Source organism: Microbacterium sp. AZCO (assembly GCF_039614715.1).
Taxonomy (GTDB): Bacteria; Actinomycetota; Actinomycetes; order Actinomycetales; family Microbacteriaceae; genus Microbacterium.
The window spans coordinates 2,724,688-2,739,984 of the sequence record NZ_CP154857.1 but is presented as its reverse complement, the minus strand read 5'-3'; the positions used below and the strand labels follow the sequence as shown (position 1 = coordinate 2,739,984).

The window sequence follows — 15,297 nt, the reverse complement described above, 5'->3', positions numbered from 1 at the left end:
CGTGCGGCAGCTCGCGCCTCGCGGCGCACGAGTACGATCGCGGGATGACGTCAGCGTCGCCCGCCGTCCTCGAGCCCGGCATCTACCGGCACTTCAAGGGCGCTCTCTACGAAGTGATCGGCACAGGGCGGCACAGCGAGACCGAGGAGCACCTCGTCTTCTACCGCAAGCTCTACGACGACTACAGCTTCTGGGTGCGACCGCTCGACATGTTCGTCGAGTCCGTCAGCCGTGACGACTACGAGGGTCCGCGGTTCGTCCGGATCGCTTGACGACGCGGCCCCACGCGTCCTCACAACGCCGGACGGCGCATCCGGTTCGACAGGCTCGACCCCGCGAGGACTCCGAGTGCGATCGCCACCATGGTCGCCAGCGTCGTGACGAGGGAAGCGGTTCCGGCCGAGTCGCCCCCCAGCACGTCGGCGACACTGACGAGCCCGATCGCGCCGGGCACGAGCAGGGCGAACGCCGGAGTGAAGCTCACCAGAGCGGCGGGGCCGGAGGGCTGCCGCGCGACGAGCGCCGTGACCGGGGTCACCACGAGTGCGCCGACGAACGCGGAGAGCACTCCGCCGACGAGGAGGTCGCCGAGCACCTGTGCGGCGTAGGCGACGTAGAGGACGAAGAGGATCCAGGGGATCGACTTCCTCGGCGCGGACCGGTGCACGCAGATCGCCACGCCGAACACGGCGACGGCGATCCACGGCGCGACCGGGCCGAGCAGGTCGGGCTGCTTGCTGAAGTCGAAGTCGGGCACGCCGACGATCGCGCCCGCCGTCACGATCCCCGCGCCGAGGAGGATGAGCTGCATGCCGCCGGCGGCCGCTCTGCCCGCTCCCGAGATCATGTGCCCCATCGACAGCTCGAGCACCGCCGTCGTGAGCAGCGCGCCCGGCAGCAGCACGACGAGGGGCGCGAGAAGAGCCGCCAGGATGCCGCTGCCCCACCCCATCCGGACCAGCAGCAGGACGACGGCGGCCACCAGGAATGCCAGGGCGACCGTGATGAGCGCGCCGTACCGTCGGGGCACTCGTTCGCTGAGGAGGAGCCCGGCGCCCACCACCAGTCCGAGGGCGACCGAGAGCGACACGCCCAGCCATGACGCGCCGAGAAGAACCGAAAGCGCGCCGCTCAGGAAGCCGTAGCCGACCACGCGCAGGACCGGGCCGTAAGCCGGTTCGATGAGGCGGATGCGGCGGATCCGCTCGGCCGTCGAGTGCGGGTCGAGAACGCCCGTGCGCGCGGCATCGGCCGTCCGCTGCACCTCATCGATCTGCGACAGCAGAAGCTGCCCGTCGGCCCCCGCCACGGCGCCCGTCTCGCGCCGTGTGCCGTCGCGCGCGGACATCAGCACGGCATTGGGGAAGACGAGGACGTCGCTCTCCGGCACCCCGTTGACGTGGGCGATGTCGCTCAGCACGTCCTGCACCGTCTCCACGGTGAAGCCCGCCTGGATCATGGCGCTGCCGACCGCTTCGGCAGACACCACCGCTCCCGCAGCATCCGGCTCAGCATCCGGTCGGATCGAGACGGCTCCCGTGATGAGGGCGGCGCGTGCGCTGACGGCGATGTCGCGCTCCCCGCGGTGCCGGAAGACGAACAGGAGGATCGCCGCCACCACCAGCACAGCGACAGCGATCAGCGCCGAGATCACGTCATTCCGCCTTTCGCCGGTCCGACATCGTTTCGAGCGATTATCGCCGACCGCACCGCCATCACTTGGCGCGCTGACGCGGAGACGCCATCATCGACACATGGCCGAGACCCCGAAGATCGTCGTTCGAGCCGCGATCCCGTACGTCGCCATCACCGCCGACGTCACGATGGACGACCTGGCGGCCGTGGTGCCGCCGCTGACGGGCGAGGTCTTCGCCTGGCTCGCGGCGAGGGGCATCCAGCCCGCAGGCGCCCCGTTCTGGAGATACGACGTCATCGACATGGAGCGCCGCCTCGTGATCGAGACGGGCCTCCCGCTCGCCGCCCCTGTCGACGGTGACTCCCGTGTCCAGTCAGGCGTGCTGCCCGCCGGTCGCTATGCGACGGTCGTCCACGTCGGCCACCCGCAGACGCTGGTGGACGCGACGTCACGCCTGCTCGCCTGGGGCGAGGAGCAGGGCCTCAGATGGGATGCTTCGCCGACACCCGACGGCGAACGCTGGGGCTGCCGCCTCGAGACGTACCTGGATGACCCGGACACCGACATGGATCACTGGCGGACGGAACTCGCCTTCAAGCTCGCCGGCGACTGACCACCGTTTCCGCGAGGCGACGTCGCGCGGTCGTCAGTGGCGCGGCTTGCGCGGCGGGCGTTCGCTGTCGCGGCGCGCTCCGCGCGACGGTCCGCCCGTGTCGAGTCGCAGCTCGATGAGCCGGCCCGAGATGCGGGTCCCCTCGAGCCGGTCGAGCGTTGCCCGCGGAAGGTCGGCGGGGAGTTCGACCAGGGAGAAGTCCGGCCGGATCTGGATGGCTCCGAAGTCGTCGCGTTTGAGGCCGCCCTCGTTCGCCAGCGCGCCGACGATCTGCCGGGGCTCGACACGATGGCGTTTCCCGACCGCGATCCGATAGGTCGCCATCCCCTCACGAGGCACCCGAGGGCGACGTTCGCCGCCCTCGCGGTCCCGGTCGAAGCGTCCGGGCCGGTCGCCGCGGTCGCGGTCGCGATCGCCGCGGTCGCGGCGCGTCGGCTCCGGGTCGGGTTCGAGGAGAAGAGGCGAATCGCCCTGGGCGACGACCGCGAGGGCGGCCGCGACGTCCACCTCAGGAACGTCGTGGTGCCGCACGTAGTGGGCGACGATGTCGCGGAAGCGGTCGATGCGCTCCGTGTCGCCGAGCGCAGCCGTGATGCCGTCGTCGAAGCGCGCGAGGCGCGTCACGTTGACCTCGTCCACACTCGGCAGCGGGATCTCGGTGAGCTCCTGACGCGTGGCGCGCTCGATCGCTCGAACGAGCCCGCGCTCGCGGGGCGTCACGAAGCTGATCGCGTCACCCGACCGTCCCGCGCGACCCGTGCGGCCGATGCGGTGGACGTAGGACTCGGTGTCGGTGGGGATGTCGAAGTTCACGACGTGCGAGATGCGCTCGACGTCGAGGCCACGCGCGGCCACGTCGGTCGCGACGAGGATGTCGAGCTTGCCCGACTTCAGCTGGTTGATGGTCTTCTCGCGCACCGGCTGCGCGACGTCGCCGTTGATGGCAGCGGCGGAGTACCCGCGGGCGCGCAGCTTCTCGGCGATCTCCTCCGTGACGCTCTTCGTGCGGCCGAAGACGATGAGGCCGTCGAAGTTCTCGGTCTCGAGAATGCGTGTCAAGGCATCCATCTTCTGCTGGAAGGAGACGATGAGGTAGCGCTGCGTGATCGTCGACGACGTCGTCGTCTTGGTCTTGACCGTGATCTCTTCGGGGTCGTTGAGGTACTGCTGCGAGATGCGCCGGATGGCCGCGGGCATCGTCGCCGAGAAGAGCGCGACCTGCTTGGTGTCGGGGGTGTCGGCGAGGATCGTCTCGACGTCTTCCGCGAAGCCCATCTTGAGCATCTCGTCGGCTTCGTCGAGCACGAGGTACTTCAACTCGGTGAGGTCGAGCGTTCCCTTGTCGAGGTGGTCCATGATGCGTCCGGGCGTGCCGACGATGACGTGCACACCTCGGCGCAGGGCCGACAGCTGCACGCCGTACCCCTGGCCGCCGTAGACGGGGAGCACGTGCACGCCTCGCAGGTGCGACGCGTACTTCTCGAACGCCTCGCACACCTGCAGCGCGAGCTCGCGCGTCGGTGCGAGGACGAGCGCCTGCGGCGTCTTCTGCGAGACGTCGAGCCGGTCGAGGATCGGCAGGGCGAATGCCGCCGTCTTCCCCGTGCCGGTCTGGGCCAAGCCGACGACGTCGCGACCCGCGAGGAGGGTCGGGATCGTGGCCGCCTGGATGGCCGACGGCGTTTCGTACCCGACGTCGCGCAGCGCCGCGAGCACCGAATCACCCAATCCGAGGGCGGCGAACGTCATCGTGGCGGGCTCCTGCGGAGCCGCTTCCTCGATCGGGGCATCGGACGTGGTCACGCTTCAGGGTAATGCGCACTCCCTGGGCGGTGACAGCAAGAGACGTCCGCCACGCGTGCGTCTTCAGCAGATCGAGCCCATGGGCTGTGGACGTGGACGAGCCTTGCCATCCGGGATCAGGGGTGCCAGGCCCCGATCTCAGAGGTCCGGGTTCGAGCCCAGCTCGTCCGCGAGCCGGTCCGCTTCGAGGGCGACAGCCTCCTGCTCGGCCTCGCTCAACGGTGGGAGGCCGACTTCGTCGGCGGGAATGCCCGCATACGGGTCGGCGCCGGGGAATTCCTGACTGAAGGAGCCCGCGACGACGCCACCCGGCGGCACCTCGTCGCCCGCCGCGCCCAGCAGCGTCTCCTCTCCGGGAGCCTGCTCCGGTACGTCGTCCCCGAGGTGCTTACGGTGCCACTCGCCGCTCATGTTCACTCCCACTCGTACCAACAGCGCCACCCCGATCATCATCGAGTCGCGCGCGACCGGCAACTCTGGCGCGCGAAATCGGTGGGCGCGGAGCCCGCGCAGGAGAGGATGGAGGCATGTCCTCCTCCAACGATCGTCGTTCCAACCCGACTGCCTGGGCCGCGTTCTGGTTCGCGCTCGGCGGCCTTGTGCTCATGCCCATCCCGCTGTTCATCGGGCTGGTACTCGGCGGCATCCTGTCCGTCGTCGCCGCCGTACTCGCGGTGATCGGTCTGCTGAAGGGGCTCGCGCGGAACGGCAAGGGGATCGCTCCGGTCGTCTTCGCCGCCATCTTCATCGCCCTCACATGGGGCGGCATCTCGATCGGCGGCGGCACCGTCTGGTAGCCCGGCCGCTCCGCGGTCGCACTCGTGCGCTGGCGTCGCCCCGTCAGCGCTGCGCCGCACGCGCGCGAGGTCGAAGCATCCTCAGGCCACCAGATGGGGCTCCGCCGGAATCGGCTCGGCAGGTCCGGCCGGTTCGGGGACCAGGTAGAGACCGGTCGCCGAGTTCGCGGTGAAGGCGAGCGCGTCGACCCACGCGGGATTGATGTGCGGGGTGCGGCTTCCGTAGTACTTGTACACGAGGGAGCAGGTCGGGTGGATCCAGACGATGGTGCGGCCGCCGCCGATGCTGATGTCGTCGACCCAGCTGAAGTGGAAAGGCTCGCCCCGGCGGAGTTTGCTTCCGATCACGAGCTGCAGGTGCGCCAGGGCGCGATCGTCGACGTCCAGCTTCACGCTGCCTTGATACGTCAACTTGCCCATGAACGCTCTGTCCTTCCTCCTGGGGCAGTGGTGTCGATAGCGGGGAGCCTGGAAGTCGTCGAGCCGTTACGGGTACATCCAGAGTCCTCCCGTCTGGACAGGTGACGCAAGGCCCGTCCGGTGCCGCCCACGCGTCCTCGGATAGCATTCGAACGTGGCAGATGAGGCTCCCATTCAGGATGTGCCGATCGGCGGGGAGATGATCCGCCTCGGCCAGTTCCTCAAGTTCGCGGGACTCCTCGACTCGGGGGGAGACGTGAAGGAAGCCATCATCGACGGCTACGTCACCGTGAACGGCGAGGTCGATCGCCGACGTGGTCGCCAGTTGCACAGCGGCGATGTCGTCGGCTTCGAGGGTCGCCTCGTCCGCGTCCGGCCCTGATCGGAACCAACCCGCCCGCGGGGTGTCCGGGAGGTCAGCCCAGCCAGATGCCGGTGTTCACGCCCTTGCGGTGGTTGATCCTGCCCGCGTCGATCGGGGCGGTCTCGTGGCCGGCCAGTTCATGCAGCCACGGCGGGTGCTGATCGATGCTCACGGAGCCGACGCCGGACGAGAAGTAGTGGACGATGGGCGGACTGGCGATGAACTCGGCCGCGAGGGTGCCCGCGTGCGGGATGCGCACGAGCGCACTGCGCGCGTGGAGATCCCGCATGAAGAGGGCGAAGGCCTCAGGATCGGCCGGGGTCGACGCCTCGGCCGGAACCGGCATCTCAGAACGCAGCTCGGCGACGATCCCCTCGCGCTGACCCTCCGGCAGCCGGGCGAATGCGGCGGCGTACCCCCGGTCGGCGACACTCGCCGGAACGGCACCGAGGACGTAGGCATATCGTGCGATCTGCTCCTCCCGGGTGATCGCATGCCTGGCCTGGCGCATCACGAGCCCTCCTGCTGATGAGCGCCACAGTACGCCGACAGATGCGGTCCGTCCATGGGCGGCTTGACTCCCACAGCGTGTGACAAGGGCGGGGGACAGGCTACTCGCAGCCGGTGCCGTCGCCGTCTCGGTCGAGCTTGCGGGAGTAGCCGGGATCGCCGACGTGGATGGGGGCCGCGCCGGCCGCGCGGACCGCATCGCAGTTCTGATAGAACGTCGCCGTCGGTGCGGCAGGTGCGGGTGCCGGGGCGGGCTGCGCCGGCGCCGGCGCCGGCGCAACGGGCGCGGGCGCAGCGGGGGCAGGAGGCGCTGGCGCAGCGGGGGCAGGAGCGGCCGGGGCGGGAGCGGGCTCCGCCTGGGTCTGCACGGGAGCGGGTGCCGGTGACGCGAAGGTCGACGTCAGGGTCGGCTGATCGGGGCAGGCGGCGAGCACGCGGGCCATGGCATCGTGTTCGGCCGGAGTGACCCACAGGCCGTAAGTCGCCTTCACCGAGATCTGGCGGGCGACGTATTCGCAGCGGTACGCCTTGTTGGCGGGTAGCCATGTCGCGGCATCCCCGTCACCCTTCTTCGCGTTGGCGGGGCCGTCGACGGCGAGCAGGTTGAGCGGGTCGTTCGCGAAGCTCGCCCTCTGGTCCGGGCTGAGCTTCTGGGCGCCCGTCTGCCAGGCGTCGGACAGCGAGACGACGTGGTCGATCTGCACGAGCTCGGACGTCCCCTGCCCGCGAACGAAGCTGATGTTCTTGGCGGTGTAGGGGTCGGCGAGGGTGCCCGAGAGCACCCTGCAGGAGCCTCTGCGGACGACGTCGGTCAGCTGGGCGGCGAGGACGTCGTTGCGGGTGTCGCATCCGTTGCGGTCGACGTCCAGCCAGCGCTGTCCGAACTGGTTTCGCGCGTATCCCGTCGCCGGTGCGCGTCCCTTCACCTCCAGCGTCGCGAGCGTGGCCAGTGCGGTTCCGGCGGTCGCCGTCTCGTCCGCTGCGGTCGACGCCATCCCGTCGACGCTCGTTGCAGGCGCGTCCGCCTTCGACGGCGCGGCATGGACCACCGACAGCTCTGATGCGGCCAGCTGATGAGCGGCGGCGTCGGTGGCGGGCTCGCTGGGGAAGATCGCCGATGAGATCAGGCCCGTCACCAGGAAGACGACGCCCGCGGCTGCCGTGACGACGGCGGCGATCTTCGGCGTCCGCAGGCGAAGCCAGGTGGGCGTGCGCTTGGCCAGCGCGACGATGCCGGTGATGAGCACGACGAGCGAGATCGCGGCGAAGACCGGCGACAGCAGGAGGCCGATCCCGACCAGGACGACGCCGATGATGACCCATGCCCAGACGGGAAGGCGCCGCCTGCGCTTCGGGGCTGCCGGCGTGGCAGCGTCGGGCGGGATGAGGCCCACCGGGGCGTCGTGTCGTGCGTGCGCCGTCGACTGCATTCGAAACCTTTCCTCACCTATGTCGATTTGAGTCTATTGCTTCTCTATCGAGCTTCTATAAGTGACCATAAGCTTCCCAGGACTTTCCGGGCTCCGCGCATGGGGCCGCGTGCGGGGTGGATTCACATCCGACCCGCGAGAAGATGCCGTGTGACGTCTTCACGCCGATCCGGCGAGCCCTGGCCGCGGCGCGGCATCCTGATCCTGGCGTTCGTCGTCTATCTGATGCTTCTCGCATGGGTCGTCCTGTGGAAGCTCGAGACGCCGTGGATCGGCGAGGCCGCGCTGCTTCCGCGGCCGCTCAAGCTCGTGCCCTTCGTCGCCAGAGGCGATGCGGGAGCGAGCGCCCCGATCGAGGTCGTGATCAACCTCGTGATCTTCGTGCCGTTCGGCCTCTTCGTCGGGGCCCTCGCGCCGACGTGGGCGTGGTGGAAGGCGGGCGCCGTCTTCCTCGGTGCGAGCCTCGTGCTCGAGACCGCACAGCACCTCATCTCGACCGGCAGCTTCGACACGACGGACCTCATCGTCAACACGGCCGGCGGCCTCCTCGGCACTGCCGTCGTCGCGGCGCTGCGTCGTCGTCACTCGGATCGGGCGAGTGCGCTGATCGGAAGAGTGTGCGTGATCCTCACGGCCGTCGCCGTGGTCGCGGTCGTCGCCTTCGTCGCTTCGCCGCTGCACTACGGGCCGCAGCGCGACGTCGTCGTGCAGCGAACGACCTCCCGCTGAGGCGACGGCTCAGGCGGGTTCGGTGGTGCGGATGAGGCCGCAGTTGACGCACGACCACGCGACGAGGAACCGCTCGTCGTCGAGGATCTCGAAGCGCATCGGGTCACCGCACGTCGGACAGGCTCGGGGATCCGCCGCCGTCTCCTTCATCTCGCCAGCCTAGGCGCGTCCGCATCAGGCGAGGTGCGCTGCGAGCGATTCCAGGATGCCGCGACTGCCCTCCTCGCGGTTGGGGCCGTCCTCCCAGAACTGGTCGAAGAAGACGCCGTGCTCGACGTGCGTCAGCCGGGTCCCGCCGGCGATCTCCTCGAACTCGAACGAGGCCACAGAGGTCGACATGTGGATGCCGTCGAGCCACATGTCGTAGGTCGTGACGATGCGCACGGGCTCGACGATGTCGGTGTAGACGGCTTCATACCGAGACCGGGGGCCGCCGTGGAACTGCGCCTCGTCGACGTCGCGTCCTCCGACGCGGAAGTCGAATCGCCACTCACCCCGCTCGAACGTGTCGGCGTCGCCGAGCCACTTGCGCTTCTGATCCTCCTCGGCGAACGCGCGCCACACCCGCTCCACCGACACCGGGAAGTCGCGCGTGAGGGTGAACGCGGAGTGCGCGAGCCGATGCTCCGTCGTCATCGCCGCCTCACCGCGTGAACCGGACATGGATGGTGCCGCTCTCGGACACCTCCGACGTCACCTGATGCGTGTGCTCGAGGCCCCGCAGGTCTTCCCACACGGGATTGCCGCGCCCGAGCACGATGGGGGCGATGCCGACGTGCAGATCGTCGACGAGGCCGGCGCGAAGGAACTGACGGGCGGTGCGGATGCCGCCGCCGACGCGCACGTCCTCACCGTCGGCCGCCGCGGTGGCTTCGGCGAGCACGTCCTCGATCGCCCCGGTGCGGAAGTGGAAGGTCGTGCCGCCGTTCATCGGGATCGAGGGGCGAGGCGCCGTGTGCGTGAGCACGTAGACCGGACCGCCGAACGGCGGCTCATCGCCCCACCACCCCTTCCAGTCGGGATCGTCGGGGTTCGCGTGCAGGCCGAACATCGCGGCGCCCATGATCTCAGCGCCCACGCCCTCGAAGAACGCCTCGGCGAACGCGTCGTCGATGCCCGTCGTGCCTGCGCCGCTCGTGTCGCCGAAGACCATGCGCCGGAAGGTGCGGGTCGCGGCGTACGCGGCGGTGAGCGGACCCCAGTCGTCGCCCATGGGGTTGTCGCCGTCGGGTTCAGGAGCGGCGGTGTAGCCGTCGAGCGAGGCGAACAGGTCGATGCGGACGCGGGTCATGTCAGGTCTCCTGGGAAAGTGTGCGGGACAGATGGATGCCGAGCCGGTCGGCCTGCCGCTCGGCCGAGGTGCGCTGCTCGCCGAGCCAGAGGTGCAGCACGTCGAGGGCGCCCGGCCTGAGCGTCACGGTGCGGACGCGCCCCTGCTTGTGCGACGTGATGATCGCCGCGTCCTCGAGCACCCGCAGGTGCTGGAGGAGCGAGGGCAGCGCCATAGAGAAGGGGATCGCGAGGTCGGAGACGACGGCCGGCGATTTCGCCAGCCGCTCCACGACAGCCCGGCGAGTCGGATCGGCCAGCGCTTTGAGCACGGCATCCACCTCCTCGCGATAGTTAGGCATATACCTAACTATCCAGGGCCAGCCGTCGTCCGTCAACCCCGCGGTTCTGGTGGCGCGATGCCGCGCAACGGCGCGCGGGTCAGGGGTTGCCGAGGGTCCAGAGGAGGAACACCGCGGCTGCCTGCAGCGCCAGGCTGACCGCGATCGACCACAGCCGGCGTCGGCGGGTTCGCGACAGCCGGCGGTCGGCGAGGAGCGGCGAGAGGGGCAGGACGAGCCTCGCGATGCTCTGCGTGGGAAGGAAGACGGCGAAGAGATAGAGGGTATAGCTCACGGCGAAGCCGACGATCTCGAGCCCCAGTGCGCGCACGGGCCGGGACGCGATCCAGCGGAGCACCCCTCCCACGAGGGCGAGCACGATGACGACGCCGAGCGGCCCGAGCCACGTCCAGCCCATCGCGATCCCCGGGGCGATGGGGAGGAGCGGGCCTTGACCGAGGAACGGCTGCCACCACGCCATCTCGGTCTGCACATACGCGCCCGGCTCGCCCGTGACGGTCGCCGCGATGACGGGCCACATCAGCCCGGCGGCCGCAGTCGCGACCCCGGAGACGACGAGCCCGACCACCTCGGAGCGCGGAAGGGGGTCCTCGCCGCGCAGCATCCATCGCCCCAGGAGCAGGATGCCGAGTGCCAGCGCCAGCGCGAGGGCGCCGGGCCGCGTGAACGCCGCGACGATCCCGAGGGGTGCGATGAGCAGGTAGCGGCGGCGGACCGCGAGAAGCAGCGCGCCGAAGATCAGGAGGAGGAACAGCGACTCGGCATAGCCGAGCACGAAGACGAACGACAGCGGGCCGAGCGAGAACAGCACCAGCGCCCACCACGCCGAGCGCACGGTGGTCACGTTCCGAAGCAGCGCATACAGCACGAGGGATGCCGCGCACGAGGCGCCCAGGCTGATGAGCACGCCGGCGAGCTGCCACGGGACGCCCGTCGCATTCGCCAGCACCCGCTCGAGGAAGGGGAAGACGGGGAGGAACGCCCAGTTGTTGAGGTCGATCGTGCCGTCTGCGGCGAGGGGGAGCACGACGGGATACCCCTGCGAGGCGATCGTGCCGTAGCGGTCGGCATCCCATCCGGACAGGAAATCGAGAAACCCCGTCACGGGGCGGCCCTCGGGGCCGAAGGTCCATCCCGCGACCTTCGCGACCGCGAAGGCGACGGCGAGCAGCACGAGGTTGATCATCCGGCCCGCTGCCCACAGCAGCACGACGGGCGGCGCCCACCCGGGCTCGAGAGGAGTGACGTGCGCTCGGGGACCGAGCATCTCCGCCGCCCAGGTTCGGGTCGTGATGCGCCAGCGGGCGAGGGTCGAGGTGCGCCCGCGCTCGTCGGTGACCCGGCTCACGCGTCGATCCCCGCTCTTCCGCCGACCTCTCGGGTCATGGTGCCTCCTCGGGCCGGTGATGGACGACCACCATCCGCTCCCCGGGGAGGGGCGCACAAAGGGGTTGACGTCCGCCGACGCGGCCGCCCCGTGCCCGACGCGGGAGGCCCATCGTCCACGGGCGAGAACCGGACAGTTGTTGACCGAGCCGTCCAGGAGGAGGAAGCTGGGGCGGTGCTGCCGTCGCAGCATCATCCCTGGTTCTGCGCAAGGTGGCGCCGAAGGGTCGCATGGCCCCTGGGCGGTGCGGCCACGTCTGCAAGGACAAGGGAGTCCGGACATGGTCAACACACGAGCGGCGCTTCTCGCCGCATTCATGACGGCTGCGCTGATGCCGACGGTGATTCTGCCGGCGGCCGCGAACGCCGCTCCGCCCGGCAGCGCTCCGGCGCCGGTCGCCGAGGTGCTTGCGAGCGGACTGACGGGTCCGATCGGCAGCGTCATCGGGCCGGACGGCGCGCTCTACGTCGCCGACCGGGCCGGCGGGCGGATCGTGCGCGTCGACACGGACGACGGATCGATGTCGACGGTCGCGAGCGGACTGCCCGTGACCGGGCCGGGCGGCGTGTTCGACGTCACCTTCATCGGCGACACCGCCTATGCCCTCATCAGCGTCGTGGGGCCTGAGGTCGGCGGCTCCGACACGGGTGGCATCTACCGCATCGACGACGTCGACAGCCGGACGATGGTCGCCGACACCGATACCTGGTCCCGGCAGAATCCACCGGATGCCGACATCTTCCTGCCGAGCGGAGTCCAGTACGCGTTCGCGCCGTATGGCGACGGGTTCATCGTGACCGATGGTCATCACAACCGGCTGCTGAGGGCAGGCCTCGACGGCCAGGTGAGCGAGCTCGTGCAGCTGGCCAACGTGGTGCCCACCGGTCTGCAGCTCGACGGCTCGAAGATCTACCTCGCGGAGGCCGGACCGATCCCGCACAACCCCGCGGACGGGCGGGTCGTCGCCCTCGGCGTGAAGCACCCTGCCGAGCGTGTCGTAGCGGCGGGCTACAGCCTCATCGTCGACGTCGAGGCGGCCTCCTGCGGGCTCTACGCCCTCTCGCAGGGCGACTCGCCCGGCATGGTCGACCCGGGGTCGCCCGGATTGCCGAACAGCGGTGAGCTGCTGCGCGTCAACGGCAACGGCACCTTCACGCAGATCGTCGCCGGCCTGGATCGGCCCACGTCGCTCTCGTTCGTCGGAGACACGGCCTACATCGTGACGCTCGGCGGCGACGTCCTCACCGTCGCGGATGTCGCCGCCGACCGCCACGGGATGTGGGGTGGCTGCAGCGGCATGGGAGCGGGGTGACCACGGGCTAGTTCAGGACGTGGGCGTCACGGCGCGCGCTCCTCGGCGCGCGCCGTGACGGATGACGCGAGGGTGACGAGGCCGCCGGCGCCATCGACGGTCACCTCGTCACCGGTCGCGATGGCCTCCACAGCCCCGGGAACGCCGACGACCGCGGGGATGCCGTACTCCCGCGCGACGACCGCGCCGTGGCTGTTGGCGCCGCCCATCTCCATCACGAGGCCGCCCGCCGTGAGGAACAGCGGCGTCCACCCCGGGTCGGTCGAGGGGGCCACGAGGATCTCCCCCGGCTCGAGCTGGGCGCCGACGGGGTCCAGGATGACGCGGGCCGTCGCCGTGACGGTGCCCGCCGACGCAGGAGTGCCTCGAAGCGCACCCGCCGCGGGTGCCGTCGTGGCGAGGGCCTCGAGCTCGGTGCCGTCGGAGAGCAGCATGCGCGGCACATGGCGCCGTGCCAGCTCGGCGTCGTACCGCTCGCGCCGTTCGGCGATCGTCGCTCGGAGGTCCTCGCCGGAGGCCGCGCGCTGCGTCTCGGTGAAGTCGAGGAAGAACACGTCATCCGCCGCCGCGATCCGGCCTGCGGCGGCCAGCTGCTCGCCGATCTGGACCATCGCGGCACGGGCCTTGCCGAGCCCGATCATGACGAGGAACTTCGGCATCTCCCGCATCCCGACGAGCGCGCGGGCCCGTCGGAGGCAGAAGCGCACCGCGGCGGCGCGGACCGCCCCGCGCCGGCGCGCCCGGCCGACGAGCGTCAGGACCATGGCGCGGGCGGCATGCGCGCCGTCCGCGAAATGCCGTTCCGGCGTGTCGGCGTCGGGGTCGAGCCGCAGGTACCCCGAGAGGACGCCGAAGAGGTGTGCGGGGTCCTCGGACCAGCGGGGCATCCCGAGGTCGATCTCGGCGACGGCGCGGTGGCCGTAGCGGGCGAGGAATCGCCTCATGTCGCGCTGCAGCACCACCGGCAGGATGCCGTCGCGGTAGCGGTCGGCGAGCTCCCGCGCCGTCTGCGTGCTGAGCGCCGCGGCCGACTCGTCGTCGGCGCGCGCGCCGAGGGCCACGCGCCACAGCTCGAGGTCCATCTCGGTCGTGACGTTGTCGGGAAGGCTGCGGAGCACCGTCTGCAGGTCGCCGGGCTGCACCGAGTCGCCGAGCAGGCGCCGCGCCATCCCGAGCATCGCGAACCCGACCCCCGCACCGGGGAGGCTCCGCGGTGCGAGCGGCATCATGCGGAAGAGGAGGTCGACGACGGCGTCGACGCGGGCGGGGATGTCGGAGCCCGCGGGCACGCTCAGTGCGCGCACGTCCTCGACCAGGCGCCGGACGCGGCGCTGGGCCGCGTCGGGGCTGACGAGCGCCTGCACGGCGACGAGCGGCAGACGGATGCGGGCGGCCAGGTGCAGGAATCCTCGGACGAAGCGCCGCCGGGATCCGGGCAGCACCGAGAACCGCGGATCCATGAAGAGCCCGCGCAGGACGACCGCCGAGCGTGCCTCCATGACGTCGAGAGCGCGAGGGAAGATCTCCCGACCAACGGCGGAGCGCACGATGGGCGTGCCGTCGAGGAAGATGCGGTCGCCGCCCACGGCGAAGCCGCCGGGGCCGTCGACGATGCGGACGGGCCGGCGTCCGATGAGATCGAGGAACCCGGCGCCGATGACGCGGAAGGCGGCGACGCCCATCGGGGTGATCGGGCGGTGGAGCCCCTGCGCCAGGCTCACGCAGAAGTACAGACGCGTCTCGCCGGGGGGAGCGGGCGCATCCCGCACGGGCACGGGATACAGCGTCGTGATCGGACGCGTCTGCGTCAGCCAGGCGTGGCCCGCGGCATCCATCGCCCATTCGATGTCCTGGGGACTTCCGAACGCGTCCTCGACGCGGTCGCCCAGGGAGGCGAGCGATCGTACCTGCTCGTCGCTGAGACCGGACCCCTCGTCGCCGCCGCGCCGGTGGTCGAGAATGCGCCCGCTCGCGGTGTCGACGACGAAGCGGTCGGGGTCGACCGATCCCGACACGACGGCGTCGCCGAGCCCGCGCGCCGCGTCGAGCACCGCCTGGCGTCGGCGACCCGTCACCGGGTCGGCGGTGAAGAGCACACCGGCGGCCTCGGCATCCACCATCCGCTGCACGACGACCGCGAGGGCGACACCGGCGCCGTCGATCCCCTGGGCGGAGCGGTACGCGACCGCCCGGTCGGTCCACAGCGACGCCCAGCACCGGTGCACGGCATCGAGCACGGCGTCGATGCCGGCGACGTCGAGGTACGTGTCCTGCTGGCCGGCGAAGCTCGCACCCGGGAGGTCCTCCGCCGTCGCCGAGGAGCGCACGGCCACAGGTCCACCGTGCGGCTCGAGGCTCGCGTACGCGTGCCGCACGGCCTCGGCGACCTCCGGCGGGAAGGGGGCGGCGAGCACGGCGGCCCGCGCGGCGGCGGCGTCCGCGAGCGCGCCGGATTCGACCGCAGTGCCGCGGACGGCTCGGCGATACGCCTCGGTCGTGATGCAGAACCCGGGCGGCACGGTGAAGCCGGCGCGGATGAGCTCGCCGAGATTCGCGGCCTTGCCGCCGACCGCCGCGAGATCCGCGTGCGAGAGGCGCGCGAGATCCCGCACGAGAGCGTCGTCGGCGTGCGGGGCGGCTGCTCGGGATGCGGCCATGTCGAGTC

Annotated in this window: 18 protein-coding genes; 6 read left to right on the top strand and 12 right to left on the bottom strand. The window is 70.8% G+C overall.

From position 1 onward, the window contains the following. The first annotated feature begins 44 nt into the window (after positions 1–44). Complete coding sequence (locus AAIB33_RS12675) at positions 45–272, top strand: DUF1653 domain-containing protein (RefSeq protein WP_345800318.1); 228 nt, start codon at positions 45–47, stop codon at positions 270–272. A gap of 20 nt (positions 273–292) precedes the next feature. On the opposite strand, the gene AAIB33_RS12670 is transcribed toward AAIB33_RS12675, so the two are convergent. Beyond that, complete coding sequence (locus AAIB33_RS12670; protein ID WP_345800317.1) at positions 293–1,654, bottom strand: threonine/serine exporter family protein; 1,362 nt, start codon at positions 1,652–1,654, stop codon at positions 293–295. Positions 1,655–1,754: 100 nt separating this feature from the next. Between AAIB33_RS12670 and AAIB33_RS12665 the strand changes: the two genes are divergently transcribed. Further along, entirely contained in the window at positions 1,755–2,249 is a 495-nt protein-coding gene (locus AAIB33_RS12665) for a GyrI-like domain-containing protein (RefSeq protein ID WP_345800316.1), read from the top strand. Between the two features lie 33 nt (positions 2,250–2,282). Here the strand turns inward: AAIB33_RS12665 and AAIB33_RS12660 are convergent, their stop codons facing one another. Next, entirely contained in the window at positions 2,283–3,998 is a 1,716-nt protein-coding gene (locus AAIB33_RS12660; RefSeq protein ID WP_345803433.1) for a DEAD/DEAH box helicase, read from the bottom strand. A 192-nt stretch (positions 3,999–4,190) separates the two neighbouring features. Continuing rightward, positions 4,191–4,463, bottom strand: a complete 273-nt coding sequence (locus tag AAIB33_RS12655; RefSeq protein ID WP_345800315.1) for a hypothetical protein — start codon at positions 4,461–4,463, stop codon at positions 4,191–4,193. 116 nt (positions 4,464–4,579) lie between these two features. On the opposite strand from AAIB33_RS12655, the gene AAIB33_RS12650 reads away from it, so the two are divergent. Next, positions 4,580–4,849 (top strand): hypothetical protein, encoded by a 270-nt coding sequence (locus AAIB33_RS12650; protein ID WP_345800314.1) that lies wholly within the window; start codon positions 4,580–4,582, stop codon positions 4,847–4,849. Between the two features lie 81 nt (positions 4,850–4,930). Here AAIB33_RS12650 and AAIB33_RS12645 read toward each other — a convergent pair whose 3' ends face one another. After that, positions 4,931–5,269, bottom strand: coding sequence for an ATP-dependent DNA ligase (locus AAIB33_RS12645; RefSeq protein ID WP_345800313.1), 339 nt, complete (start codon positions 5,267–5,269; stop codon positions 4,931–4,933). A gap of 154 nt (positions 5,270–5,423) precedes the next feature. Here AAIB33_RS12645 and AAIB33_RS12640 point away from each other — a divergent pair, with 154 nt between their 5' ends. After that, the gene (locus tag AAIB33_RS12640; RefSeq protein ID WP_345800312.1) at positions 5,424–5,651 is read left to right on the top strand and encodes an RNA-binding S4 domain-containing protein; all 228 of its coding nucleotides are present in this window, start codon (positions 5,424–5,426) and stop codon (positions 5,649–5,651) included. Between the two features lie 34 nt (positions 5,652–5,685). On the opposite strand, the gene AAIB33_RS12635 is transcribed toward AAIB33_RS12640, so the two are convergent. Together AAIB33_RS12635 and AAIB33_RS12630 are read right to left on the bottom strand one after the other, a co-directional pair. Next, positions 5,686–6,147: a hypothetical protein gene (locus tag AAIB33_RS12635; protein ID WP_345800311.1), complete on the bottom strand. Its 462-nt coding sequence runs from the start codon at positions 6,145–6,147 to the stop codon at positions 5,686–5,688. A 97-nt stretch (positions 6,148–6,244) separates the two neighbouring features. Continuing rightward, positions 6,245–7,573, bottom strand: coding sequence for a DUF1524 domain-containing protein (locus AAIB33_RS12630; RefSeq protein ID WP_345800310.1), 1,329 nt, complete (start codon positions 7,571–7,573; stop codon positions 6,245–6,247). A gap of 150 nt (positions 7,574–7,723) precedes the next feature. On the opposite strand from AAIB33_RS12630, the gene AAIB33_RS12625 reads away from it, so the two are divergent. Continuing rightward, positions 7,724–8,302 carry a VanZ family protein gene (locus AAIB33_RS12625; protein ID WP_345800309.1) on the top strand — a complete coding sequence of 193 codons (579 nt, stop codon included), beginning with the start codon at positions 7,724–7,726 and terminating at the stop codon, positions 8,300–8,302. Positions 8,303–8,311: 9 nt separating this feature from the next. Here the strand turns inward: AAIB33_RS12625 and AAIB33_RS12620 are convergent, their stop codons facing one another. The 5 genes from AAIB33_RS12620 to AAIB33_RS12600 all read right to left on the bottom strand — a co-directional run bounded on the left by AAIB33_RS12620 (position 8,312) and on the right by AAIB33_RS12600 (position 11,281). Continuing rightward, complete coding sequence (locus AAIB33_RS12620) at positions 8,312–8,452, bottom strand: hypothetical protein (RefSeq protein ID WP_345800308.1); 141 nt, start codon at positions 8,450–8,452, stop codon at positions 8,312–8,314. A 24-nt stretch (positions 8,453–8,476) separates the two neighbouring features. Further along, entirely contained in the window at positions 8,477–8,965 is a 489-nt protein-coding gene (locus tag AAIB33_RS12615; RefSeq protein WP_345800307.1) for an SRPBCC domain-containing protein, read from the bottom strand. Further along, on the bottom strand, positions 8,946–9,593 hold the full coding sequence (locus AAIB33_RS12610; RefSeq protein WP_345800306.1) for a dihydrofolate reductase family protein: 648 nt from the start codon (positions 9,591–9,593) through the stop codon (positions 8,946–8,948). The genes AAIB33_RS12615 and AAIB33_RS12610 overlap by 20 nt, the downstream gene beginning before the upstream one ends. A gap of 1 nt (position 9,594) precedes the next feature. Further along, positions 9,595–9,933 carry a metalloregulator ArsR/SmtB family transcription factor gene (locus AAIB33_RS12605; RefSeq protein ID WP_345800305.1) on the bottom strand — a complete coding sequence of 113 codons (339 nt, stop codon included), beginning with the start codon at positions 9,931–9,933 and terminating at the stop codon, positions 9,595–9,597. Positions 9,934–10,012: 79 nt separating this feature from the next. After that, positions 10,013–11,281 (bottom strand): hypothetical protein, encoded by a 1,269-nt coding sequence (locus tag AAIB33_RS12600; RefSeq protein WP_345800304.1) that lies wholly within the window; start codon positions 11,279–11,281, stop codon positions 10,013–10,015. Between the two features lie 319 nt (positions 11,282–11,600). On the opposite strand from AAIB33_RS12600, the gene AAIB33_RS12595 reads away from it, so the two are divergent. Beyond that, positions 11,601–12,632, top strand: a complete 1,032-nt coding sequence (locus AAIB33_RS12595; RefSeq protein ID WP_345800303.1) for a ScyD/ScyE family protein — start codon at positions 11,601–11,603, stop codon at positions 12,630–12,632. 26 nt (positions 12,633–12,658) lie between these two features. On the opposite strand, the gene AAIB33_RS12590 is transcribed toward AAIB33_RS12595, so the two are convergent. Further along, positions 12,659–15,289 carry a PEP/pyruvate-binding domain-containing protein gene (locus tag AAIB33_RS12590; RefSeq protein ID WP_345800302.1) on the bottom strand — a complete coding sequence of 877 codons (2,631 nt, stop codon included), beginning with the start codon at positions 15,287–15,289 and terminating at the stop codon, positions 12,659–12,661. Positions 15,290–15,297: the final 8 nt, after the last annotated feature.

Excerpts from the sequence above, each read along its gene's own strand:
- AAIB33_RS12655 (WP_345800315.1), bottom strand. The coding sequence starts at position 4,463 with ATGAGCGGCGAGTGGCACCGTAAGCACCTCGGGGACGACGTACCGGAG.
- AAIB33_RS12605 (WP_345800305.1), bottom strand. The coding sequence starts at position 9,933 with ATGCCTAACTATCGCGAGGAGGTGGATGCCGTGCTCAAAGCGCTGGCC.
- AAIB33_RS12660 (WP_345803433.1), bottom strand. The coding sequence starts at position 3,998 with ATGACGTTCGCCGCCCTCGGATTGGGTGATTCGGTGCTCGCGGCGCTG.
- AAIB33_RS12675 (WP_345800318.1), top strand. The coding sequence starts at position 45 with ATGACGTCAGCGTCGCCCGCCGTCCTCGAGCCCGGCATCTACCGGCAC.
- AAIB33_RS12590 (WP_345800302.1), bottom strand. The coding sequence starts at position 15,289 with ATGGCCGCATCCCGAGCAGCCGCCCCGCACGCCGACGACGCTCTCGTG.
- AAIB33_RS12620 (WP_345800308.1), bottom strand. The coding sequence starts at position 8,452 with ATGAAGGAGACGGCGGCGGATCCCCGAGCCTGTCCGACGTGCGGTGAC.
- AAIB33_RS12650 (WP_345800314.1), top strand. The coding sequence starts at position 4,580 with ATGTCCTCCTCCAACGATCGTCGTTCCAACCCGACTGCCTGGGCCGCG.
- AAIB33_RS12615 (WP_345800307.1), bottom strand. The coding sequence starts at position 8,965 with ATGTCCGGTTCACGCGGTGAGGCGGCGATGACGACGGAGCATCGGCTC.
- AAIB33_RS12630 (WP_345800310.1), bottom strand. The coding sequence starts at position 7,573 with ATGCAGTCGACGGCGCACGCACGACACGACGCCCCGGTGGGCCTCATC.
- AAIB33_RS12665 (WP_345800316.1), top strand. The coding sequence starts at position 1,755 with ATGGCCGAGACCCCGAAGATCGTCGTTCGAGCCGCGATCCCGTACGTC.
- AAIB33_RS12610 (WP_345800306.1), bottom strand. The coding sequence starts at position 9,593 with ATGACCCGCGTCCGCATCGACCTGTTCGCCTCGCTCGACGGCTACACC.
- AAIB33_RS12645 (WP_345800313.1), bottom strand. The coding sequence starts at position 5,269 with ATGGGCAAGTTGACGTATCAAGGCAGCGTGAAGCTGGACGTCGACGAT.
- AAIB33_RS12595 (WP_345800303.1), top strand. The coding sequence starts at position 11,601 with ATGGTCAACACACGAGCGGCGCTTCTCGCCGCATTCATGACGGCTGCG.